Origin of the sequence: Mediterraneibacter butyricigenes (assembly GCF_003574295.1) — a bacterium.
GTDB classification, from domain to species: Bacteria; Bacillota; Clostridia; order Lachnospirales; family Lachnospiraceae; genus Mediterraneibacter_A; species Mediterraneibacter_A butyricigenes.
In genome coordinates this window covers 2,546,371-2,568,686 of the sequence record NZ_BHGK01000001.1, presented here as the reverse complement: position 1 = coordinate 2,568,686, position 22,316 = coordinate 2,546,371, and the positions used below count along the sequence as shown (strand labels likewise).

The 22,316-nt window shown below is 44.2% G+C and carries 22 protein-coding genes, 1 other RNA gene and 1 other annotated feature; of the genes, 4 read left to right on the top strand and 19 right to left on the bottom strand.

What is annotated here, in order from left to right; all coding sequences use genetic code 11:
• Positions 1-12: 12 nt before the first annotated feature.
• Genes KGMB01110_RS12575 through KGMB01110_RS12560 form a run of 5 tightly spaced genes read right to left on the bottom strand, consistent with a single transcriptional unit; the run spans position 13 to position 2,052 of the window.
• Positions 13-975 (bottom strand): RecT family recombinase, encoded by a 963-nt coding sequence (locus KGMB01110_RS12575; RefSeq protein WP_119298635.1) that lies wholly within the window; start codon positions 973-975, stop codon positions 13-15.
• Positions 976-1,001: 26 nt separating this feature from the next.
• Positions 1,002-1,196, bottom strand: a complete 195-nt coding sequence (locus KGMB01110_RS12570; RefSeq protein WP_119298633.1) for a hypothetical protein — start codon at positions 1,194-1,196, stop codon at positions 1,002-1,004.
• Positions 1,174-1,323, bottom strand: a complete 150-nt coding sequence (locus tag KGMB01110_RS14950) for a hypothetical protein (protein WP_156085445.1) — start codon at positions 1,321-1,323, stop codon at positions 1,174-1,176. The genes KGMB01110_RS12570 and KGMB01110_RS14950 overlap by 23 nt, the downstream gene beginning before the upstream one ends.
• A complete protein-coding gene (locus KGMB01110_RS12565; RefSeq protein WP_119298631.1) occupies positions 1,310-1,813 on the bottom strand; it encodes a helix-turn-helix domain-containing protein in 504 nt (167 codons plus the stop codon). Before KGMB01110_RS12565 ends, KGMB01110_RS14950 begins: the two co-directional genes overlap by 14 nt.
• A 32-nt stretch (positions 1,814-1,845) precedes the next feature.
• Positions 1,846-2,052: a helix-turn-helix domain-containing protein gene (locus tag KGMB01110_RS12560; protein ID WP_119298629.1), complete on the bottom strand. Its 207-nt coding sequence runs from the start codon at positions 2,050-2,052 to the stop codon at positions 1,846-1,848.
• 169 nt (positions 2,053-2,221) lie between these two features.
• Here KGMB01110_RS12560 and KGMB01110_RS12555 point away from each other — a divergent pair, with 169 nt between their 5' ends.
• From KGMB01110_RS12555 to KGMB01110_RS12550, 3 genes are all read left to right on the top strand, one after another.
• Positions 2,222-2,818, top strand: coding sequence for a helix-turn-helix domain-containing protein (locus KGMB01110_RS12555; RefSeq protein ID WP_119298627.1), 597 nt, complete (start codon positions 2,222-2,224; stop codon positions 2,816-2,818).
• A 95-nt stretch (positions 2,819-2,913) separates the two neighbouring features.
• Positions 2,914-3,063: a hypothetical protein gene (locus KGMB01110_RS14945; protein WP_156085444.1), complete on the top strand. Its 150-nt coding sequence runs from the start codon at positions 2,914-2,916 to the stop codon at positions 3,061-3,063.
• A 43-nt stretch (positions 3,064-3,106) separates the two neighbouring features.
• Positions 3,107-4,837, top strand: coding sequence for a recombinase family protein (locus KGMB01110_RS12550; protein WP_243112831.1), 1,731 nt, complete (start codon positions 3,107-3,109; stop codon positions 4,835-4,837).
• A gap of 49 nt (positions 4,838-4,886) precedes the next feature.
• On the opposite strand, the gene queA is transcribed toward KGMB01110_RS12550, so the two are convergent.
• The 14 genes from queA to KGMB01110_RS12480 all read right to left on the bottom strand — a co-directional run bounded on the left by queA (position 4,887) and on the right by KGMB01110_RS12480 (position 20,780).
• Positions 4,887-5,966: a tRNA preQ1(34) S-adenosylmethionine ribosyltransferase-isomerase QueA gene (gene queA / locus KGMB01110_RS12545; protein ID WP_119298625.1), complete on the bottom strand. Its 1,080-nt coding sequence runs from the start codon at positions 5,964-5,966 to the stop codon at positions 4,887-4,889.
• Positions 5,967-5,974: 8 nt separating this feature from the next.
• Positions 5,975-8,395 (bottom strand): phenylalanine--tRNA ligase subunit beta, encoded by a 2,421-nt coding sequence (pheT, locus tag KGMB01110_RS12540; protein WP_117888145.1) that lies wholly within the window; start codon positions 8,393-8,395, stop codon positions 5,975-5,977.
• A gap of 17 nt (positions 8,396-8,412) precedes the next feature.
• Positions 8,413-9,432, bottom strand: a complete 1,020-nt coding sequence (pheS, locus tag KGMB01110_RS12535) for a phenylalanine--tRNA ligase subunit alpha (protein WP_117603798.1) — start codon at positions 9,430-9,432, stop codon at positions 8,413-8,415.
• A gap of 154 nt (positions 9,433-9,586) precedes the next feature.
• Positions 9,587-9,826, bottom strand: a binding site (T-box leader).
• A 38-nt stretch (positions 9,827-9,864) separates the two neighbouring features.
• Positions 9,865-10,758: a YihY/virulence factor BrkB family protein gene (locus KGMB01110_RS12530; RefSeq protein ID WP_119298622.1), complete on the bottom strand. Its 894-nt coding sequence runs from the start codon at positions 10,756-10,758 to the stop codon at positions 9,865-9,867.
• 124 nt (positions 10,759-10,882) lie between these two features.
• A non-coding RNA gene (gene ssrS, locus KGMB01110_RS12525) (6S RNA) lies at positions 10,883-11,062 on the bottom strand.
• Between the two features lie 130 nt (positions 11,063-11,192).
• Positions 11,193-12,797, bottom strand: coding sequence for a phosphoenolpyruvate carboxykinase (ATP) (pckA, locus tag KGMB01110_RS12520; RefSeq protein ID WP_117603768.1), 1,605 nt, complete (start codon positions 12,795-12,797; stop codon positions 11,193-11,195).
• A 174-nt stretch (positions 12,798-12,971) separates the two neighbouring features.
• A complete protein-coding gene (gene cdd, locus KGMB01110_RS12515) occupies positions 12,972-13,373 on the bottom strand; it encodes a cytidine deaminase (RefSeq protein ID WP_117888143.1) in 402 nt (133 codons plus the stop codon).
• A gap of 217 nt (positions 13,374-13,590) precedes the next feature.
• Positions 13,591-13,944 carry a hypothetical protein gene (locus tag KGMB01110_RS12510; RefSeq protein WP_117603770.1) on the bottom strand — a complete coding sequence of 118 codons (354 nt, stop codon included), beginning with the start codon at positions 13,942-13,944 and terminating at the stop codon, positions 13,591-13,593.
• 2 nt (positions 13,945-13,946) lie between these two features.
• A complete protein-coding gene (gene thrC / locus KGMB01110_RS12505; RefSeq protein WP_119298621.1) occupies positions 13,947-15,443 on the bottom strand; it encodes a threonine synthase in 1,497 nt (498 codons plus the stop codon).
• Between the two features lie 136 nt (positions 15,444-15,579).
• The gene (locus KGMB01110_RS12500) at positions 15,580-16,635 is read right to left on the bottom strand and encodes a putative ABC transporter permease (protein ID WP_117888141.1); all 1,056 of its coding nucleotides are present in this window, start codon (positions 16,633-16,635) and stop codon (positions 15,580-15,582) included.
• A gap of 85 nt (positions 16,636-16,720) precedes the next feature.
• Positions 16,721-18,199: a 4-alpha-glucanotransferase gene (gene malQ / locus KGMB01110_RS12495; protein ID WP_119298619.1), complete on the bottom strand. Its 1,479-nt coding sequence runs from the start codon at positions 18,197-18,199 to the stop codon at positions 16,721-16,723.
• Positions 18,200-18,354: 155 nt separating this feature from the next.
• Positions 18,355-19,200 carry a PHP domain-containing protein gene (locus KGMB01110_RS12490; RefSeq protein WP_117603774.1) on the bottom strand — a complete coding sequence of 282 codons (846 nt, stop codon included), beginning with the start codon at positions 19,198-19,200 and terminating at the stop codon, positions 18,355-18,357.
• Positions 19,201-19,265: 65 nt separating this feature from the next.
• Positions 19,266-19,448, bottom strand: coding sequence for a hypothetical protein (locus KGMB01110_RS14845; protein ID WP_136626691.1), 183 nt, complete (start codon positions 19,446-19,448; stop codon positions 19,266-19,268).
• Positions 19,449-19,799: 351 nt separating this feature from the next.
• Positions 19,800-20,780: a TMEM198/TM7SF3 family protein gene (locus tag KGMB01110_RS12480; protein ID WP_119298617.1), complete on the bottom strand. Its 981-nt coding sequence runs from the start codon at positions 20,778-20,780 to the stop codon at positions 19,800-19,802.
• A 490-nt stretch (positions 20,781-21,270) separates the two neighbouring features.
• Between KGMB01110_RS12480 and KGMB01110_RS12475 the strand changes: the two genes are divergently transcribed.
• The gene (locus KGMB01110_RS12475) at positions 21,271-22,071 is read left to right on the top strand and encodes an MBL fold metallo-hydrolase (protein ID WP_117603776.1); all 801 of its coding nucleotides are present in this window, start codon (positions 21,271-21,273) and stop codon (positions 22,069-22,071) included.
• Positions 22,072-22,316: the final 245 nt, after the last annotated feature.

Genomic DNA, 22,316 nt, shown 5'->3' with positions numbered 1-22,316 from the left:
TCCTCCATTTCTTTATTTCCACGGCATTTCATCATCCGGATAATCATCCGGTGACATAAACTCTTCCTCCGGATAATACTGCGGTGGTATTTCTTCCGCTATCGGTTCTCTCTCCGGTGCTTGCCGGAAATCCTGTGGCGTTACTGCCGGCTGTGGCTTCTGTTCGAGTGTTTTCTGTCCGGTTGTCTGCCCCGGTGCAAAGGCATCAACCACATTTTCTGTTCCTGGTAACTGTGCTGCCTGCCTGGTGGATCCTCCGGAGATCTGCTGATTTTCAAATTCAAAGCCGGATCCCTCCTCATAAGCCTTAATCATTTCCACCTTGTCCAGATTCAGATCAATCAGCTTGCTCAGTCTGCGGATAACCGTTTTCTTGCACATTTCCCCAAATGAATCTCTCCATGCCTGGCTATTTGCTGCCTTAGAGTAGGTGTCTTTCGTGTGGCGTATCTCTTCCACACTCATACTGTCGTATTTAATGGTTCCGTCAGCATACATAACTACCGCAAATGCCCCGATAATCTCTTCATTCGAGAACGGCACAGGCTTAAAATTCAGCACCTGAGCGCCTCCCTCTACTCCTTCATCATAGGCATCTCCTTTTCGTACTACCTTGGCGTAAATATCTTTGATCGGATCATTACTGAACCGCTTGCAGACCTTAATTTCGCCTTTGTAGTCCGTTTGGAATGTCATTTCACCCTTATAAGGGATCGCATAACACTCACCATTCAGGAAATCCAGTCCCAAGTAGGCGCCCTTTATCATGCAGAGAACAATCGAATTAATATCGACTGTCTGCAGATTCTCCTTTTTTTTACGATCTTTCATCATGTCCCGAATCACCGTCACACAGTTCAGAGCGAATCTCTGCTGATTGAATCCAGGTGGCATGGCGTCTTTTTTCTCAGTTAATGTCTGCATCAACTTGCTCTGGATCTGATCCAGATACTGATCTGCTGTCATTTGTCCCATATAAATTCCTCCTTTATGCAAATGCCTTATCTGGCATTATGCTCTTCTTCCGGTTCACAGAACGCTTTATACTCCGCATAAAGTACGATCGGAAATACCAGTCTTTCACTCCCCATTGCCTGATATCCTCTTTCTGTGTAGGCTATCTTACAAGCCCCGATCTGCATTATTGTTGCTATCGCAACCATTGCAATAATCTTAACCAGCTTTCTCAATTCCATTTACCTCCCTCACGAATACCCCTATATCAATCGGTTTCTGCTTTTCCATAGCTTTCAAAAGATCTTCCTCGTTATGGATTCCGTAAACCTCGGACAGTTGCTGTTTCAATCTCTCAATCAATTCCATCCGATTCACCCCCGTATTTTCGCAGAAACATTCTCAGTTCCATCACATCATCTGCAAACTGACTCAGTTCTGTGACAATCTTTCTTAGCCGGTTTTCTTCTCCCAGATCCAGTTTCCCATCACTGGCGATGTTTATCAGATCTCTTTTTATTCCATGCATCAAATCATCGTCCGCATGATCCAATAAACTGCATGTGATCTGTTCAATGCCCCGGATCTTTGTAGCGATGTTCTGCCGTTTCCCGATCGGGCAATCATTTTTGCAATAACAAGCCTCCAGTTCCGGTGCTCCGTAAAGGTCAGCCATTCTAACAACCACATCCGTCGGTACTGGTGTCAGCCCCAACTCATAGTTGCTCAGACTCGACACGGAAATATTCAGCATTTCCGAAGCTCCCTCACGGCTGCTCAGCCTGTCATTGTATTTTGCGGCTTCTTTTCTACACTGGAAGTAGATACTTCCACCGCAATCCTTACATTCTTTCTCCATGTTCCAACGTTCCTCCGTGCGCTATCATTTAATCATACAGTTGTGGTGTCGCTGTCAGCGATCCCTAAGTAATCAGAGATCTTTTTGACTGCCGGTGCGCTATATACTCGACCATTCAAGATTGAGCTTACATAACTCCGGTTCATATCCAGTTTCGCCGCAAGCTCCGTGGTCTTTAGATCACGCCGGATCATTTCGATCTTGGCATTTTTGCACCACATGGACAGTTTTCTTTCCATGAGTTCCCTCCTTTTTCCTCTTTACTACCAAACATTTGTTAGGTATAATAGAGGTGCTTTTTTAGATTTGAAAATGATAATGTTTTGTTGTTTATGTTTGTTAGTCTAACTCTTTTTTGCGAGTTCGTCAAGCGAATGTATTGTTTTGTTATATTTTTTTGGAGGTTTTATGTTTTACGACAATCTAAAAGCTGTATGCAAAGAAAAAGGGACGACTCCAACGGCAGTATTAAAAGAGCTTAAGCTCAGTACCAGTGCTACTGGTAGATGGAAAGCAGGATCATCTCCCTCTATTGATATTGTTTGCCAAATCGCCGAACACCTTAATGTGTCTCTCGATTATCTGGTAAACGGTTTTGGATCAGGAGATGCTCCGGAAGCTCCAAACATCAATCCAGACTTTGACGGAGTTATGTTTTACAACTCTTTAAAGAGAGTTTGCAAGATAAAAGGAACGGGACTCACTGCTGTTTTGAGGAAATTAGACTTGGACGAAGATTATATCCCGGAATGGAAAAGTGGTATTTCTCCAAGGCTTGACGTCGTATGCAAAATCGCATCCTACTTAGATGTATCTATTGACTACTTAGTGGTTGGATATGCAAGGGAAGAAATACACGACAGCACATTGATGGTTTCGGGACTGGATCCAGAATGGGCCGAGATTATATCCGCTATTCCAGAAGAGAATCAGGAGATGTGCAAAGACTTTCTGCGTACACACATGGCTATTCCAGAGAAGTATGCGGATCGAAAAAAGGGGTGATCGCATTTTCATATTTTTCCTGGCGAAGAAAACATTTCCGGGGAACTTAGTACATAGCAGATACCAAGCTGTAAATAATTATCGGAGGTATGCTTATGAGTAACAGCGACATTCAAGAGAACAGAGATCACCTGGAACAGGTTGAAGAATTGCAACGGCTCCTTGCCTGTTATCAGGTTGCAAGTCGTGATGATAAGAATGTAGTTTGGGCGGCACTGAATAAATACATGCCCTATGTGAACTAAGTATAGCCCCGTGTAGGGGCTATTTCTATTTGATGGAGGAATTATGAATAAAAGCTATATGATGCCTGAATCAGGCTCAGAGACACATATCAGGGTAGCAATCTACGTCCGTGTTTCCACAGTCTACCAAATAGATAAAGATTCGCTGCCGATGATGAAACAGGAACTCACAGCCTACTGCAAGTATATCCTGAATACGGAGGATTTTGTGATCTTTGAGGATGCTGGGTATTCCGGAAAGAATACAGACCGACCGGCATACCAGAAAATGATGTCTCAGATCCGGGAAGGACTTTTTACTCATCTGCTAGTCTGGAAGATCGACCGTATTTCCAGAAATCTACTGGACTTTGCAAACATGTATGCAGAACTAAAAGAGTTGGGTGTTACATTCGTCAGCAAGAATGAACAATTTGATACTTCTACCGCAATCGGTGAAGCCATGTTGAAGATTATCTTGATCTTTGCAGAATTAGAGCGAAATATGACCTCAGAGCGTGTCACAGCTACCATGATAAACAGAGCCTCAAATGGTGTCTGGAATGGTGGACGTGTCCCGTTCGGATATTCTTACGATAAACCAACACAGACATTTTCCATTGATCCGGAAGAAAACAAAATCTACAACGACATGATAGAGATCTATGAAAGTAATCAATCTCTTGTACACACAGCCCGGAAGCTGAATGAAATGGGATATTGCTCCAGGAGCGGAAATTTATGGAGTCCTGTTTCTGTGTGGGCGATTTTGCGTAATCCATGGTATCTTGGTATCTATCGGTACAATTATTACAAAATTCCTGGAAGAAAAGCTATTAAGGATCCCTCTGAGTGGGTTATCGTAGAAAACCACCATCCGGCCTCAATAGATCAGGAGCGTTTCAATCGGATCCAGGCTACTCTTGATAAAAATGCCCGGTACCGGAATACTCCTGGAAGAAAAGCAAAACAGAAACGTGTGAATGTATTCTCTGGTCTAATCTGGTGTGCTGAATGCGGTGCTGCTTTTCGTGCTTCTCCAGGGAATCGTCATGCCTCCGGATATCGTCCGTCAAAATACGGATGCCCGAATGTCTGGAAAACCAAGACATGCCATGCAAAATATACTTCGGATGTTGTCCTTGGAGAGTTCCTTCTGAACTACATTCTGAATATTTTGAATGCGCAGAAGAATTTTACCGACATCCATTCTTTGGAAGATCTCCAGAAGCACTTATTACGTGGCAGTACCTTTTCCAATGTCGATCATGTGGATCCGGACGGTCTTGCATCCCTTTTTGACATGTTAGAGAAATACTCCGGAAGTGATCCGGTGCTCTTGAAGTCTGCAAAATCCAAACCTAAGGTTGATCCGGAGTTAAAACGCATCAGAACAGAACAAAAGAGACAACAACGTGCCTTGGATCGTCTGAACGATCTTTACCTATACAGCGATGATTCTATCTCTGAGCGTGAGTACCTTGTCCGGAAACAGCAGATTACAGATCGCCTCCAGGAGATCAACGAGGCAATCGGCATGATGTCTCAGGACCTGTGGGAGCATACCATGGACGATGAAGCATTTATACAGCAGGCATCTTCTTTCATCCTGACACAGCAGCTGACAGATAAAGAGTACATCTACTACGAAAACCTTGCCAAAGCTCTGGATCCGGAAATCCTGAAAAACTTTTTTTCTTCTATCCTGGATTCTATTATCCTGAGATCCGGCCGACCGGAAACCATCGTATTTCGCAACGGTCTATCCCATACATTCACTTATAAAGATTCCTGATATAAAAATACCCAGAAGCCACTAAGCCTCTGGGTTTCTTTTTATCCCATTATTTACTTTTCTCTGATTCCTGAGAAGAACCAACATTTGTTTGATTTGGAGTGGTTCCTATATACATAGCATCGCCAAAGGAAAAGAACCGATACCGCTCTTTTACGGCTTCCTCATAAGCTGCCAGGATATGCTCTCTTCCTGCCAGTGCAGACACCAGCATCACGAGAGTGGACTCCGGCAAGTGGAAGTTGGTGATCAACCCATCCAGGATCTTGAATTTATATCCCGGATAGATGAAGATCTCTGTCCAGCCACTGCACGCTTTCAGTCGTCCGTTTTCATCTGCCGCAGACTCTACCGTCCGACAACTGGTGGTTCCCACACAGATTACGCGTCCTCCGCGCTCTTTTGTCGCATTCACCTTCTGTGCCGCTTCTTCACTGATCTCGTAATATTCGGAATGCATGTGATGATCCTGAATCTCATCCGCCTTTACCGGTCGGAAAGTTCCAAGTCCCACATGAAGCGTGATTCTTGCAATATCAATCCCTTTTTTCTCAATCTGCTCCAGAAGTTCCGGTGTAAAATGCAATCCAGCCGTAGGTGCAGCCGCAGAGCCTTCATGTACCGCATAGACTGTATTGTAGCGTTCCCGTTCTTTTAACTGATGCTTAATATACGGCGGTAGCGGCATCTGCCCCAGCTGATCCAGGATTTCCTCAAAAATCCCGTCATAGTGGAATTTGATCAGACGATTGCCTTCCTCTGCAATCTCCAGAATTTCTCCGGTAAGAAGTCCCTCTCCAAAACTCACCTTCGCACCCGGGCGAAGTTTTCTTCCCGGACGCACCAGAGCTTCCCAGACATCTTTTTCCTTCCGCTTCAACAATAAGACTTCGATTTTTGCACCTGTATCCGGTTTGACGCCGATCAGTCTGGCCGGGATTACCTTCGTATCATTGATCACGAGGCAATCTCCCGGATTCAGATAGTCTATAATATCTTTAAAGACCCGATGTTCCCATTCTCCTGTCACTTTATTCAGTACAAGCATTCGGGAGCTGGATCGATCCTCCAGAGGATCCTGAGCGATCAGTTCCTCCGGAAGATCATAATAAAAATCACTGGTTTTCACGTTTTCCCCTACTTTCTCAGTTCAATACCAAGTGCTTCCAGACCCTTTAAGATCTTGTCCATTGCCGCACTTACATCTGCATCTTCCAGGGTACGGTCTTTTGCACGGAATACGATAGAATATGCCACAGACTTGTAACCCGGTTTGATCTGGGCTCCTTCGTACAGATCGAACAACTGATAACTTTCCAGATGTGCTCCGCCCTTGTCTGCGATCACTTCTTCAATCTGTCCTACCAGAATACTCTTCGGAACTACCATACTGATATCACGTGTAACAGCCGGATATTTTGCGATTCCCTCATATTTTCTGTCGAAGGATGCAAATTCCATGATCTCCGGCATGTCAATCACTGCCACATAAGCACGCTCACCGATTCCGTAAGTATCTGCCACTTCCGGATGAACCTCACCTAAGAAACCTACTACTTTTCCGGCATAGATGATATTTGCCTGGCGTCCCGGATGCAGGAAAGGTTTTCCGGCATTCGGATCATAAGATTCTCTGCCGTGCATTCCGATCTTTTCGAAGAATTCCTCTACCACGCCTTTCATGTAGAAGAAATCACCGTTTCCGTACATACCCAGTGTAAACTGCATTCTTTCATCCGGCAGTTCAGTCAGCGGAAGAGCCTTTGGACGGTATACATTTCCCAGTTCATAAAGTCTTACGTCTTTATTTCTGCGGTTATAGTTGGTCGCAAGAGAAGTCAGCATTCCATTCAGGGATGTGGTTCGCATGATACTGTAATCTTCTCCCAGCGGATTCATAATCTGGATTGCTTCTCTTAACTTAGAGTCTGCCGGAATCAACAGCTTGTCAAATACCTTCGGGCTTTCGAAGGAATAAGTCATTCCCTGACTGAAACCGCAGAACTCTGCAATGTCTCTTGCCACTTCTTCGATTCGAAGCTTGTAGGAAAGTTTTCCTGTGGTTGCCTCTCCGGTCGGAAGTGTGGTCGGAATATTGTCATATCCATAGAATCTTGCCACTTCCTCAGCCAGATCTGCAAGCCGGAACAGATCCTGACGGAAGGTCGGTGCGATCACTTCTTTTGTTTCCGGATCGTATCCCAGATCAATCTTCTTGAAGTAAGACAGCATATCTTCTTCTGAAATCTCTGTTCCCAGAAGTTTGTTCACTGCGTCTGCATCAAATGGTACTCTGACAGGCTCTCTCTTCTCCGGATAAATGTCAACCATTCCGCCAACAACTTCTCCGGCTCCCATCTCTTCTACCAGCTGGCAGGCACGATCGATAGCTTCCTGTGCATTATTCGGATCCAGTCCCTTTTCGAATTTACCGGATGCATCGGTACGCAGTCCCACTTTCTTGCTTGACTTTCTGATATTGGTTCCGTCAAAGCATGCCGCCTCGAAAAGAACGGTCTGTACCTGATCGGTAATCATGGAATTTTCTCCACCCATGATTCCGGCGATTCCCACCGGTTTCTTGCCATCACAGATCATCAGGACATCATCATCCATGGTACGTTCTGTTCCATCCAGTGTGACAAATTTTTCTCCTTTTTCCGCTGTACGCACTACGATCTGTGCATCCTCGATTGTAGAAAGATCATAAGCATGCATCGGCTGTCCGTATTCTTCCATCACATAGTTTGTGATATCAACCAGATTGTTGATCGGACGGATTCCTACGGAAGCCAGTCTTCTCTGCATCCACTTCGGAGATGGTCCGATCTTGATATTTTTTACGACTCTTGCACAGTATCTTGGGCACAGTCTTTCATTTTCCACGCGGACTTTGATGTAATCCGATGCATCTTCCTCATTTCCGGTTTTCGTTACAACCGGCGGTTTGAATTCCTTGCGGAAGGTTGCTGCCGCTTCTCTTGCGATTCCCACTACACTGTAACAGTCTACACGGTTCGAGGTAATCTCATATTCAAATACTGCATCGTGCAGTCCCAGCACTTCGACCGCATCTGCACCGACTTCTACATCTTCCTCAAAAATGTAAATGCCGTATTCCGGAGCTTCCGGATACATTTCACGGTTAGATCCCAGCTCTTCGATAGAGCACATCATACCATCACTTTCCACACCACGCAGTTTTCCTTTTTTAATCTTGATTCCGCCTTCAACTCTCTGTCCCGGTTCATGTCCGCCTGCTACACGTCCGCCTGCCAGTACAACCGGTACCTTTGCCCCCTCATATACATTCGGTGCACCGGTTACGATCTGAACGGACTCACTTCCGATATTTACCTGGCAAATCACCAGTTTGTCCGCATCCGGATGTTTTTCAATCTTGTCGATCTGTCCGACTACGATCTTGTCCAGGTCTGCGTCCAGTTCCACATACCCTTCTACCTTCGTACCAGACAATGTCATTGCATCTGTATATTCCTGCGCCGTTACATCCAGATCCGGCACATATGCTTTAATCCATGATAATGATGTATCCATCTTATTCTCCTTTCGCCTTAGAACTGTTTTAAGAAACGGATATCGTTTTCATATAATAACCGCATGTCATCAATCTCATATTTCAAAAGTGCGATACGTTCCAGTCCCACACCAAATGCGAATCCAGTATATTCTTCCGGATCAATTCCGCACATTTCCAGTACATGCGGATGAACCATACCACATCCCAGAATCTCGATCCATCCGGATCCTTTACAGAAACGGCATCCTTTTCCGCCACATTTAAAGCAGCTCACATCCACTTCTGCACTTGGCTCTGTAAATGGGAAATGGTGCGGACGGAATTTTGTCCTGGTATCCGGTCCAAACAACTCTTTTGCAAAGACTTCCAGTGTTCCCTTCAGATCTGCAAAGGAAATGTTCTTGTCAATGACAAGTCCTTCGATCTGGTGGAAAGACGGAGAATGGGTTGCATCCACCTCATCAGAACGAAATACTCTTCCCGGAGCAATCATACGGATCGGAAGCTTGCCCTGTTCCATGACTCTGGCCTGTACCGGTGAAGTCTGGGTACGAAGCACAATGTCTTTATTGATATAGAAGGTATCCTGCTCATCCTTTGCCGGATGATCTGCCGGAATGTTCAGTTTTTCGAAGTTGTACAGGTCATACTCTACTTCCGGTCCCTCTACGACTTCATATCCCATTCCGATAAAGATTCGCTCTACTTCTTCCAGCGCGATGGTGTTCGGATGACGATGACCGACTACATTTTTCTTTGCCGGCAGTGTCACGTCGATCACTTCCGCTTTCAGACGTTCCTCGCGGATCGCGCGTTCCATCTTTGTCTTCGTTTCCTCTAAAATATCCTCAATGGCAGTTCTTGTCTCATTAACTAACTGTCCCACCTTCGGTCTCTCCTCCGGTGCAACATCCTTCATTCCTTTCAGAACTGCTGTCAGTTCTCCCTTTTTACCAAGGAATTTCACTCTTGCCTCATTCAATTTCTCCGGCACATCGGCTTCCTGAATCTGCCGAATTGCTTCTTCTCTGATCTTTGCCAGCTTCTCCTGCATGACATATCTCCTTTCTTTTTTCATTCCTTTTCCTGAAACATTTTCTGTATGTTATGACGGGTATAACGTATACCCTGCTTCGTGGCACATTTTCCCGCGACCCCTACATGCACAGACTTTTGCTCCATGCTTTCCATAAAAAAACCCCGTCCCCAAAAGGGACGAGGATCAGTCGCGGTACCACCCTAATTCCTGTACAGACCTTGCCGGTACAGGCTCTTCTATTTGCGTAACGTGCAAAAACGTCATCTCCTACTTTCGATTCTGATCAGTTTCAGAGACACAGCTCACGTGGGAAATTCGATCCTCATCCGTACCAAAAGGAACTTTCAGCCGATGATTCCTTCTCTCTGATGGAAAATGATTCTCTACTTTACACGATCTTTGCTTTTTATGTATTTATACCTTAATTATTTTAGCCAGTTCTTCTGATTATGTCAAGTCCCTTTCTTCCTCTGCCCGTTTCATCCGATCTTTGTTCCTCTCTTTCATCTCCAGAAACTTTCCGGAAAACTTCTGGTAGAGTACATTTACCTCGCCTCCGAGCAACACCGTATACATACAGAAATACAGCCAGAGCATGATCAGAATAATAGTGGTCAGACTTCCGTACATATCTGAAAATCCGGTAAAAATATCCAGATATACAGAAAAGACAAAGGAAATCAGCAACCATCCGCAGGCGGTAAAGACTGCTCCCGGAATCTGATATCTCGGAAGATCCTTCCGATTCGGCAGGAACCGATAGACCAGGATCCAGAACAGTGTCAGGATCACAAAGGAAAATAAAGTCCTGATTCGCAAGATCAGATTGATCAGCCGATCCATAAACGGAAGATGTTCCACGATCAGAATGCTCAAAGAGTTACCGAATACCGACAGCAACAGGGACAATACGATTGCAATGATAAATACCACCGTATAAAATGTGGAGCGAAATCTCAGATAAAAATAATTACGGGTCTCGTGGCTTTCATAGATGCAGTTCAACCCATAGGTTACCGCCAATACTCCCTTTCCGGCAGACCACAACGCCGCAATCGCCGTAATCGGAATGATCGTCCTAGACTGATTATAAACCTGGTTTACGATAGATACGATCAGTCCGTCTACCGATTTGGGAAAGATCCGTACTACCGCCGTCATTACATCCGCCTTGGTAAGCGGTGTATACTGAACTGCCGTCAGAAGCAGAAGAATGATCGGAATCATAGATAACACAAAGAAATATGCTGACTGTGCAGCATATGCTCCCGTGTGATGGCTTCCGACAGTTCGAATCAGCCTCTGTATTCTCTTGATATTCTTCTGAATCTGCTCTTTCATATTTTCATTTCCAATTTTCTATATGATATTCATGATATAGCCATACTCATAAGCCGGTTCTTTAGACTTTTCTTCATCGCTCAAAAAGAGGCAGTCGCTTTCGCAACTGCCTTTTTTCTTTAGTAAGATCCCCAAAATGCCGTTCCCTGTATTTTGACTCCTAGCCACAGCTAGGTGGGCAACCGCATCTGCTTTTCTGCCTTCCGCTGCGTAATGACGGCCTGACATATTACAGAAATATAAGAATCCCGTTTAAAGTTCTGTAGGTTCAAAATAACAAGGTTGTCGTACATCTCAGGTAGTTACTTCCTGATGTGTATTATAACCCATTTACATGAATTTTACAATACATAATTCCATTTACCATTCATCTTCTACCGCATCCAGAATCTTCCTGTTGCTTTCAGATGAAATACCGGTCATACCGCTGACTCTTACAGCTGCGGACCTGCTGCAACTAATGCTTTACCAGCCTCATTGCTTTCATATTTTGCAAAGTTCTTTACAAATCTCTCTGCAAGATCTTTTGCTTTTTCATCCCACTGTGCAGCCTCTGCATATGTATCTCTCGGATCCAGGATTGCAGGATCTACTCCCGGAAGCTCTGTCGGAACTTCGAAGTTGAAGTACGGAATCTGTTTTGTCGGTGCATTCAGGATATCTCCGTTTAAGATTGCATCAATGATTCCACGGGTATCTTTGATGGAAATACGTTTGCCTGTTCCGTTCCATCCTGTATTTACAAGGTAAGCCTTTGCTCCGCTCTTTTCCATCTTCTTTACAAGTTCTTCTGCATATTTGGTCGGGTGCAGTTCCAGGAACGCCTGACCGAAGCATGCGGAGAATGTAGGAGTCGGCTCTGTAATTCCACGCTCTGTACCTGCAAGTTTTGCAGTAAATCCAGACAGGAAATAGTACTCTGTCTGCTCTGGTGTCAGAATAGATACCGGAGGAAGTACTCCAAATGCATCTGCTGACAGGAAGATTACGTTCTTCGCTGCCGGTGCGGAAGATACCGGACGAACGATCTTCTCGATATGGTCGATTGGATAAGATACACGGGTATTCTCTGTTACGCTCTTATCATCAAAATCGATCTTGCCTTCAGCATCCAGTGTAACGTTCTCAAGAAGAGCATTTCTCTTGATCGCATTGTAGATATCCGGCTCAGACTCTTTGTCCAGGTTGATAACTTTTGCGTAGCATCCACCTTCAAAGTTGAAGACTCCGTTGTCGTCCCATCCGTGCTCATCATCACCGATCAAAAGACGTTTCGGGTCTGTGGACAGAGTTGTCTTACCTGTTCCGGAAAGTCCGAAGAAGATTGCTGTATTCTCTCCGTTCATATCTGTATTTGCAGAGCAGTGCATAGATGCGATGCCCTTCAATGGCAGATAGTAGTTCATCATGGAGAACATACCTTTCTTCATCTCTCCGCCGTACCATGTATTAACGATTACCTGCTCGCGGCTTGTAATGTTGAACAAAACGGCTGTCTCAGAATTCAGGCCCAGTTCTTTATAATTTTCAACTTTTGCCTTGGAAGCATTGTATACAACGAAATCCGGCTCAAAGTTTTCCAGCTCTTCTGCAGTCGGTTTGATAAACATATTGGTTACGAAGTGTGCCTGCCATGCAACTTCTACGATAAAACGGATTGCCATACGTGTATCTTTGTTTGCGCCACAGAATGCATCTACTACATAAAGCTTTTTGTTGGAAAGTTCTTTGATTGCAAGCTCTTTCACTTCATCCCATGCTTTCTGAGTAGCCGGATGGTTATCATTTTTATATTCCTCAGTGGTCCACCATACGGTATCTTTGGAATTCTCATCTTCTACGATAAATTTGTCTTTAGGAGAACGTCCGGTATATACACCAGTCATAACATTGACTGCGCCCAGTTCACTTTCCTGTCCCTTTTCAAAGCCTTCTAGTTCCGGCTTTGTCTCTTCTGCAAACAGAAGTTCATAAGAAGGATTGTGTACAATTTCCGTTGTTCCAGTGATACCATACTTGCTCAAATTAATTTCTGCCATCTTCCTTTACCTCTTTTCTTTGATAGTGAGATGTTGCCTTTTCTGCAAAAATGCAGTCCCTATAATATCCCTACGAGGAAGCGAGAACCATCTTCCCCTTTTATATTATATCTTGATAAAGTGACAAAATCAACAATTATTTCTTTGAAATTCTTCAAAAATTGAACATTCTCTTTACAATTTAAACGATTTCGGCAACAAATCTGCCAACGTGTAGATTTTATATGCATCCGGGCCTGTCCCCACCAGAATTTCAAACTCCGGTTCACAGAATTCCGCCATCGTCTGACGACAGACTCCGCACGGGAAACAATCGATCAGTTCTTCGTTTCCTCCCACAATCGCAATCCGTTCAAACTCCCGGACTCCTTCCGAGACCGCTTTAAAGATTGCTGTTCTCTCCGCACAGTTTGACGGCATATAGGCTCCGTTTTCAATATTGCATCCTGTATACACTTTGCCGTTTTTTGCCAGCAATGCTGCTCCTACTTTAAATTTGGAATAGGGGCTGTAGGAAAATTCCCGTGCATGGATTGCCTCTTCCATCAATTTTTCACAAACTTGTTCTTTCGTCATATGTTCGATCCTCCCTTTCCTTTTTAAACTCACCCATCGTCCACTGTCCACTGATTCTTCGTTCCACTTTGGTCGTGCCTTACAAGGATCACTGGCACTTGTCGGGCACCGTCATAGTCTCGTGCAGGCACGGATTTCGGCCTGTTACCGATTAACTCCACATAAATATCACAAAAGGCAGGAGCATGCTTTTTCAAGTCTCTCCCGCCTTTTCTCCTTAATAAGGTCTGAAATATTTCTTTTTTAATTTGCTGGTGTAGATCATATATCCAAACAGCACGATCAGAAAGATCACCAGAAAGACCAGATCTACCATCGCCATACTCACCACAAAGAAATTCAAAAAATCAATGATTCCGTAAGCCATGGTAACAATTGCCAGAACCAGCACTGCCGGGTAAGCACGTTTGGTATAAGCTTCCCGATCCTTGCACCGACTTTCCGGCGTTCCCTTCCCCAGAAGAAGAATCTCGCTGATGTGTCCGGTCTTGAGCATCTTAACATATTCATACACGATATACACACCTGCTGCCAGAACTAACACACTCAAAAACTGATTGTAATTGTCCATCTCTATGCCTCAACTTTCAGAATCGCCTTAACGGTCTGTTCCATCTGATCCACATCACATTCTCTGTTATGTAATACTTTTGCGTCCATGATCTCTTTGACGGCATTCGGAATCTCCACACCGGAAACTTTTTTCAGTTCCTCGATCAGTGCAAAATCATCCATTCCTTCATATTTGGAATCAATCGAAGTCATAACGCTTCTCGCAAATTTGTATGGACTTGCTGTGGATGCCACTACCATCTTCTTTGCATCTCCGGTCTCTTTCCGATACTGTTCACTTACATAAGAAGCAACGGCGGTATGCGTATCCATCACATAACCGTTTCTCTGATAAGTATCATGGATTGCCTGACTGGTCTGTTCTTCTGTAGCATATCCGCCTACAAAATCTTTCAGTCCGGCTTTCATTTCTCCTGTGATTTCATATTTTCCTTCGGTATTCAGTGCTTTCATCAATTCACAGTCCTTCTGTGCATCCTGACCTGCCACCTGATAGATCAGACGCTCCAGGTTACTGGAAATCAGAATATCCATAGAAGGAGAAGAAGTCAGTACAAAATCCCGGTTCTTGTCATAAACGCCTGTTTCAAAGAAATCGAAAAGAACTTTGTTCTCATTGGAAGCACAGATCAGTTTCGCGATCGGAAGTCCCATCTGTTTTGCATAGTATGCAGCCAGAATATTACCAAAGTTACCGGTCGGAACAGTTACATTGATCTCTTCACCCTTTGCGATCTCACCCTTCTGCAATAATTTTGCATAGGCATATACATAATAAACCACTTGCGGAACCAGACGTCCGATGTTGATAGAGTTCGCAGAAGAGAACTGATATCCGGCTTTTGCCAGTTCTGCTGCAAGAGCCTGATCCTCAAACATCTTCTTCACACCACTCTGAGCATTGTCAAAGTTTCCGTGGATCGCTACAACTGCCGTATTGACACCTTTTTGTGTCACCATCTGCAGTTCCTGTACTCGGCTGACACCATTCTTCGGATAAAATACAATGATCTTCGTTCCTGGAACATCTGCAAATCCCGCCATCGCTGCCTTTCCGGTATCCCCGGATGTAGCAGTCAGAATCACGATCTCATGATCTGCATGATTTTTCTTTGCTGCCGTTGTCATAAGATGCGGCAGGATAGATAATGCCATATCTTTAAATGCAATGGTTGCGCCATGGAACAGCTCAAGATGGAAGACTCCATCATTGACCTCAACCAACGGTGCGATCTCTGTGGTATCAAATTTTTCATCATATGCACTGTTGATACAATGTCTCAATTCTTCCTCTGTGAAATCTGTCAGGAAGCGTTTCATTACCTGATAGGCTGTCTCCTGATAAGACATCTCTTTCAATTCATCCAGATCCACATCCAGCTTCGGAATCTCAACCGGAACAAACAGACCTCCGTCAGAAGCCAGTCCCTTTAAAATCGCCTGTGAAGCGGTTACTGTTTTATCTGCATCTCTTGTACTTTTATAAAGCAGTTCCATAATCTCAACCTTTCGTTCTACTCATTATTATTCTTGAAACTTTTGATTTTCCCCGATAGTATACCACTATTCTTCTTCCAAATTCAATACTTTGCCCCTGTATTTTATACATTCGGGCGTTCAAGTCTTATCCTTTTCACTTTTCGTTCTCAGAAAGTTTCTCTAGCTGGCGTTTCAGTTCCTCCAACTGATCTTTGTAATCATGCGACTCCAGTTTCGGGAAAGCCTTCAGCAGACGCCGGTTGGAAAACAGTTCCAGCTTTCCCGCTTCCCGGTATTTTTGCTTGAGACCTGCGATACGAGCGATCATTTCTTCGGTTACCTGACTGCCCTCTGTTCTGATCCGTTCCAGCATCTCGCCTGGTTTCTGCGGGCCCTCTTCTCTGATTCTCGTCAGCATCTCGCCGGTTCTCTGTCCGCCCTCTTCTCTGATCCGTTCGATCTTTTCTTTCAGGCCATCTCCCAGTTCTGCTGCAGCAGCCGTCTTCTCCTTGAGTGCATCCTCCAGAGTCTGTGCAGCTTCTTCCATCTTCTTTTTGGACTCTTCCACTTTCTTTTTGGATTCTTCCTGTTTCTCCAATGCCACGATCACACCTTTGTAAATCTCTTCGCCTAACTGGTCTGAAATCTCGTGTAATTCTCCGGCGATCTTCTCCATTCTTTCCAGACGGCGGTTCATCTTAATGATACCCGATGCCGTTACATAAAGGTCTGCACACAGCGTAAACATCAGGATCACGATCAATACCACGCCCACAATATACGGAATCCATTCCAGTCCTTTGAAAATGATCGGATGGATTACATCCACGATTGCCACACATGCCACACCCCAGATCAGAGAAAACAGCACGCATACATAACCGCCGATATTCATGGGCATATTCGAATAATCCCACCATTTATTATGGAAAATTTTATCCATGGCATATCCGGTCAGTCCTTCCAGCACTGTTACCAGAATCACCGATGCCACATACAGGATCAGAAGATTCTCCCGCACCGGATCCAGACACCAGATAACCATCGTAACACCCACACCATAGATCGGGCAGATTGGCCCGTTTAAGAATCCCCGGTTTACGAATCGTCTCTCCTTAAATGCTGCAAATGCGACCTCCGTGCACCACCCCAGAAATCCATACACAAAAAAGGATAAAAATGCAAAATATACTGTAAAATTTCCTGTCACAACTTCCTCCCAACTGTTCCTTCTTTCTTCTTTTTTATTTTCCCTGATTTCTCAATTCTTTATCAGTTCTTCATTCTGCTCTTTTTTATCGGCCGTACAGACGCGCCATCGCTTTCATTTTTTCTGCCAGGCCTTCTGGAATCTGTCCCGGTCTCAGTCTCCAGCTCCAGTTGCCACCTGCTGTGGACGGAGTATTGATCCTTGCATCGGAATCCAGCCCCAGATAATCCTGGACCGGGATCATGCACAGCTCTGCCACACTTCCCATCGCTGCCGCAATGAAATCCCAGGTCAGCGTATCAATGTCAAATGCATCCTTATGCAGATATTCCCTCGCAAATTGACGACATTCCTTCGACGCCTTCAAGAACCATCCCAACGTCGTGTCGTTATCATGGGTTCCTGTATAAACCACACAGTTCGGTGTATAGGTATGCGGCAGATAATCCGAAGATTCTCTGGAATCAAAGGCAAACTGAAGCACTTTCATTCCCGGATAGCCGCTGTCTTTCAGAAGTTTCAAAACACTTTCTGTCAAAAAGCCCAGATCTTCCGCAATGATATCCGCCTTACCGATCGCTTCCCAGATGGCCTGAAACAGTTCGATCCCCGGTCCCTTTTCCCAGACGCCGTGTTTCGCCGTAGGATGCCCGTAAGGGATCGCATAGTACTCATCAAATCCCCGGAAATGATCGATCCTCAGCGTATCAAACATCTTCAGACAGCTTTTCACCCGCTGAATCCACCAGGCATATCCGGTAGAACGATGATATTCCCAGTCATAAACCGGATTGCCCCAAAGCTGTCCGGTTGCTGTAAATCCATCCGGCGGACATCCTGCCACTGCCTTTGGCTTATGATCTTCTGTAAACTGGAACAGTTTTGGCATAGACCAGGTATCTGCACTGTCAAATGCCACATAGATCGGAAGATCCCCTATGATTCGTATCCCGTTTTGATTGGCATAGCTGTGCAGATCATTCCACTGCTTGAAGAATTCATACTGTTGGAACCGGTAAAACTCTATATCCTCCCAACAGCTTCTCTTTGCTTCTTCCAGTGCCTCCGGCTGCCGGTCACGAAGTGCCGGTTCCCACTCGTTCCACGGTTTACCTCCCTGCTGATTTTTAATCGCCATATACAGGCAATAATCTTCCAGCCAGAATTCCTGTTCTTTCACAAATCGGTCATATCCGTCTTCCCTTCTCGAACGAAATCTTTCATATGCCATATGAAGAAGCGGAAACCGGTTTGCATGAACCTTTTCATAATCCACCCGGTCTTCCCGTTCTCCGAAATCACACCGGTCACATTCTTCCCAGGAAAGAAGCCCCTCGCTTACCAGTCTTCCAAGATCGATAAAATAGGGATTCCCCGCAAACGTAGAAAACGACTGGTATGGAGAATCCCCATAACCGGTCGGTCCCATCGGAAGGATCTGCCAGCGTTTCTGTCCGGCATCCCGCAAAAAATCAACAAATTCATAAGCCTCCTTCGAGAAACATCCGATCCCGTATTTCGACGGCAGGGATGAAATCGGAAGCAATACACCACACTCTCTCATAACTTTCTCCTTGTTTTTTTTTTCTATTTTTCAGTTTATCTTAAGTTCTGATCCCGATATCTTTTTCATTCGGATTCGATTCCGGTTCACTTTAATTCTTATTTTTCATTTTGATCTGTTTCTGATCACTCTTCCGGTACTTAAACATTCCCGCTTTATTTCCAGTTCTGGTCCGAATCATATTCCGAACCATTCATATAATACAGTTCCACCGGATCAATCGGATCATAGGGATTTTCCACATACATTTTCTTATTTCTCCGGGAACGTTTTATCAGTTCTCCACTCTTATTATATATCCAGAAAGAGTAAGCCAACACCTTATTGATCCGACCCATTTTCTCCTTCGTCGTCTTGGTATACAAGGTACCACCCGTTTCAAAACTGACTTTACGATGGATCATGGAAATCAGTTCCGTCTCACAGGTCACAGGCTCCGGAAGGATCGTATATCCCTTGCCCACGCAATCCGGTTTGTGGGAATCGCTGCCGCCAACCTTTACCTTTCCATACTTTTCCGCCAGTTTTAAAGCTCCCGCGTTTGATTCCTTCGATTCACAGGCATTGAATGCTTCGATAAAATCAAACCGTTTGATCAGCTCCGGCGTATTGTAATAGCACTTTGTATTGGTAAAACTCATATATTTTTCTCCGCAGGGATGGGCCGGCCCCAGCACACCACCGTTGCGGTGCACCAGATCGATCAATACAGATGCTCTCATACCCCTCATCTCCAACAGGCGCATCTTCACACCCTCCGGCATAATCACCAGGATATGGCCTGCATCTCTGGTATCATATTCAATCCCTTTCAACACCACAAAATCCGGATGCTTTTCCTTCAGTTGATTTTTCCAGTGGCGATATCCCTGATACGTATCATGGTCTGTGATCACCATTCCCTGAAAGCCATGCTTTTTTAACAGCGTGATATATTCATCCAGACTGACCCGACTGTCCACGGATCCTTCTTTTACATGACAATGCATATCTATCTTCATAAGCGCTCTCCTTTTTGCGGCTTGATAGAACCATTATACACTGTCCTGTCCATTCAGGCAATATTTCAGATCCTTTCGATCAGCTCCTCCACTTTCCAGATTGCAACCAGACAGAAGGTATAGGCTGCCATATACGCGCCTCCGGAAATTCGTGTCTGTGTAAAGCCGTAAAAAAATACCAGCACCAGCAGCACTACACTCCCAAAAATTAATACGATTCCCTTTAAAAATGATTTTCTGATATACATAAAAAATACCCACCTTTCATAACATGTGTTTTTCCAGAGAAATCTGTCCGTTCTCCGGAACATTTTTCTCTTTTTCACGACAGCATCCGATTTTAAAAGGTCCGCTCCCGTCTTACAGATGTATTTTCGCATTTTAGGTGGGTCTTAAATATACCAGCACATCAGAATCTGCAGAACCTGCAGTTTTATGACAACTCCAAACACCGATAGAAAACTCCAGAAAAAAGCACCAGGGTGGAAATCTTTCTCGATTTCCACCCTGATTTTCACATTCTTACTCTTTCTGACTTCGCATCATCTTGCCAGATTTCATACAAATCTGCCCGAATTCATATATAGAATCAACTCTGCTTATTCTTCATCATCCAAATATTCGATGTCTTCATCCTCGTCCAAATACTCAACATCTTCCTCGTCGTATTCTTCATCGTCTAAATACTCAGCGTCTTCATCCTCGTATTCTTCTTCATCCAGATACTCGGCGTCTTCATCCTCATACTCTTCCTCATCTTCTATATACTCGATGTTATCATCTTCATATTCATCCTCGTCCAGATATTCATCGTCATCATATTCATCGTCATCCAGATACTCATCATCCTCGTCATATTCGACTTCGTCTTCTACTTCATCCAGATGGTCAATAATATATCTTGCACGGTCCACTTCATTTTCCGTAGACTCTGCATCCCGGATTCTTTTGGCTTTCGCCACATTCTGTTTTACTTTTTTACGGGATTCCAGCATAAACTGTACCACGATTCCAAGTACGGTTGCCACAACACCCGCGATATAACTGATCAGACTGAAATTCGGAACCAGTGCGCCCACTGAAACTCCAGCCAATATTCCGCCATAGATACTGGACAGCAAGATCACTACCGGTGCACTGAAAAACTCTGCCACAATCGCCAGAATCAGACTCACCACTGCCACAATTCCTGTAAGCAGAAGCTGTTTGGAACCAAGTACTCCAAGCACGCTGTTCAGTCCAAAGACCAGCGTCACCACAAAGATTGCTCCGCGTTTCCATACCGCAAACAGGATCAGACCAATCACGGCTCCTGCCATCGCAGCAAAGACTGCTTTTTCATTTATTCCAAAGATCACAGATCCGGCAACTCCGCCGATTGCTGCTCCGATCTCGAAACCGGACAGCGCTCCCCACACACGGATCAGTTTCCATCCGAAGAAACAGGTGATCACAGCGACTGCCAGTATGACAATTGCCGGAATCATACCTTCCTGACGAATCCAGTCTATTTTTTCTGCATAAGTTCCGCCTAAACTCTCCAGATTAAGATTCTGGAGCTGATTGATTACTTCGTTCATAGCATTTTCTCCTTTGCCCCTTATTGTTATGCGGCACACTTCCCACTGTGTCACACTCTGTACTACTTCCTATCTATACTCTGTATTGACCGTTTCCGGTGAAATGATTATAGCATCTTTTTGGTGCTTAGACAACAATGAAAGACGGGCATCAATCTGAACTAAGATCAACACCCGTCTTTACTCTGACGTGTCCAACTCTCTAATACCTCTTCTTTCTACAAATTAAATAGGGTAAAACTTTTCACTTTCCGGTGGTCCGTACCTCCTGTTCATAATTTAGAAATTCGAATTCTTTCTCGTCAAATTCTGTAATTTCTTTTGTTGAATTTATATTATCATTTTATTTTTGATTTGTCAATCTTTTTTCTGTTATTTTTAAATTATTTTTCGAATTTTCTTTTTCCTTTTTCTTGTCTGTTTTCCTTCTCCGTGGTACTCTATTATCATGAGATTGAGCTTATATCTTTTTATATAAGGAGGAACATTTGTGAAACTTACAATTCTTGGAACCGGTAATGCACTGGTCACAAAATGCTACAACACTTGTTTTGTCTTAAGTGACAACAACCGGCATCTTCTGGTAGACGGTGGTGGAGGAAGCGAAATCCTTGCCCGTCTGGAAAAAGCCGAGATCGACTGGCATGATATTAAAGATATCTTCGTCACCCACAAGCACATCGATCATCTTCTGGGCATTATCTGGATGATCCGTATCATTACCCAAAATATGGCAAAAGGCAAATACGAAGAAGAGGTAAATCTTTACGCCCACGAAGAAGTGATTGAGATCCTTCAGAATATGGCAAATACACTGCTTGTAAAGAAAACCACCAAATTTATCGGAGATCGTTTCCATATGATCACGGTAAAAGACGGAGAATCCAGAGAAATCATCGGTCATAACGTCACCTTTTTTGACATCCAGTCCACCAAAGCCAAACAGTTCGGTTTTTCTATGGATTTGGGAAATGGCGAAAAGCTGACCTGCTGCGGCGATGAACCCTACTGCGACTACGAGGAGCCTTACGCCAAAGACAGCACATGGTTGCTACATGAAGCGTTCTGTCTCTATTCCCAGGCAGACATTTTCAGTCCTTATGAGAAACATCATTCTACAGTAAAGGATGCCTGTGAGCTGGCTCAGAGCTTAAATGTCAAAAATCTGATCCTGTATCACACCGAAGATAAGAATATCAAGAACCGGAAAGAACTTTATATGCAGGAAGGCAGACCATATTTCGATGGCAACCTGTATGTTCCGGACGATATGGAAATGATTGAGTTATAAGCAAGCGTAAGCGGTTCCCGTTGCAGCCTTTTGCGGGAGAGCAATGTTTTTCATCAACATATTTTATCCTATAACTCGAAAAAGTCTTACAGATTTACGATTTTATCAAGATCGTTTTTCTGTAAGACTTTTCTTTTCTCTTTTTCAGATCTTTTCTAAATTATAAATCATAACCTCTTGACGAAGTTCATATATTCCGAAAAAGATTGCATAAGGGAACATCCGCAGTCCTGGTACTTCCTGAG

What these genes read in the sequence shown, in the direction of transcription:
- KGMB01110_RS12575 (WP_119298635.1), bottom strand. Translation starts at nt 975, where the DNA reads ATGGGACAAATGACAGCAGATCAGTATCTGGATCAGATCCAGAGCAAG.
- KGMB01110_RS12570 (WP_119298633.1), bottom strand. Translation starts at nt 1,196, where the DNA reads ATGGAATTGAGAAAGCTGGTTAAGATTATTGCAATGGTTGCGATAGCA.
- KGMB01110_RS14950 (WP_156085445.1), bottom strand. Translation starts at nt 1,323, where the DNA reads ATGGAATTGATTGAGAGATTGAAACAGCAACTGTCCGAGGTTTACGGA.
- KGMB01110_RS12565 (WP_119298631.1), bottom strand. Translation starts at nt 1,813, where the DNA reads ATGGAGAAAGAATGTAAGGATTGCGGTGGAAGTATCTACTTCCAGTGT.
- KGMB01110_RS12560 (WP_119298629.1), bottom strand. Translation starts at nt 2,052, where the DNA reads ATGGAAAGAAAACTGTCCATGTGGTGCAAAAATGCCAAGATCGAAATG.
- KGMB01110_RS12555 (WP_119298627.1), top strand. Translation starts at nt 2,222, where the DNA reads ATGTTTTACGACAATCTAAAAGCTGTATGCAAAGAAAAAGGGACGACT.
- KGMB01110_RS14945 (WP_156085444.1), top strand. Translation starts at nt 2,914, where the DNA reads ATGAGTAACAGCGACATTCAAGAGAACAGAGATCACCTGGAACAGGTT.
- KGMB01110_RS12550 (WP_243112831.1), top strand. Translation starts at nt 3,107, where the DNA reads ATGAATAAAAGCTATATGATGCCTGAATCAGGCTCAGAGACACATATC.
- pheT (WP_117888145.1), bottom strand. Translation starts at nt 8,395, where the DNA reads ATGGATACATCATTATCATGGATTAAAGCATATGTGCCGGATCTGGAT.
- pheS (WP_117603798.1), bottom strand. Translation starts at nt 9,432, where the DNA reads ATGCAGGAGAAGCTGGCAAAGATCAGAGAAGAAGCAATTCGGCAGATT.
- KGMB01110_RS12530 (WP_119298622.1), bottom strand. Translation starts at nt 10,758, where the DNA reads ATGAAAGAGCAGATTCAGAAGAATATCAAGAGAATACAGAGGCTGATT.
- pckA (WP_117603768.1), bottom strand. Translation starts at nt 12,797, where the DNA reads ATGGCAGAAATTAATTTGAGCAAGTATGGTATCACTGGAACAACGGAA.
- cdd (WP_117888143.1), bottom strand. Translation starts at nt 13,373, where the DNA reads ATGACGAAAGAACAAGTTTGTGAAAAATTGATGGAAGAGGCAATCCAT.
- KGMB01110_RS12510 (WP_117603770.1), bottom strand. Translation starts at nt 13,944, where the DNA reads ATGGACAATTACAATCAGTTTTTGAGTGTGTTAGTTCTGGCAGCAGGT.
- thrC (WP_119298621.1), bottom strand. Translation starts at nt 15,443, where the DNA reads ATGGAACTGCTTTATAAAAGTACAAGAGATGCAGATAAAACAGTAACC.
- malQ (WP_119298619.1), bottom strand. Translation starts at nt 18,199, where the DNA reads ATGAGAGAGTGTGGTGTATTGCTTCCGATTTCATCCCTGCCGTCGAAA.
- KGMB01110_RS12490 (WP_117603774.1), bottom strand. Translation starts at nt 19,200, where the DNA reads ATGAAGATAGATATGCATTGTCATGTAAAAGAAGGATCCGTGGACAGT.
- KGMB01110_RS14845 (WP_136626691.1), bottom strand. Translation starts at nt 19,448, where the DNA reads ATGTATATCAGAAAATCATTTTTAAAGGGAATCGTATTAATTTTTGGG.
- KGMB01110_RS12480 (WP_119298617.1), bottom strand. Translation starts at nt 20,780, where the DNA reads ATGAACGAAGTAATCAATCAGCTCCAGAATCTTAATCTGGAGAGTTTA.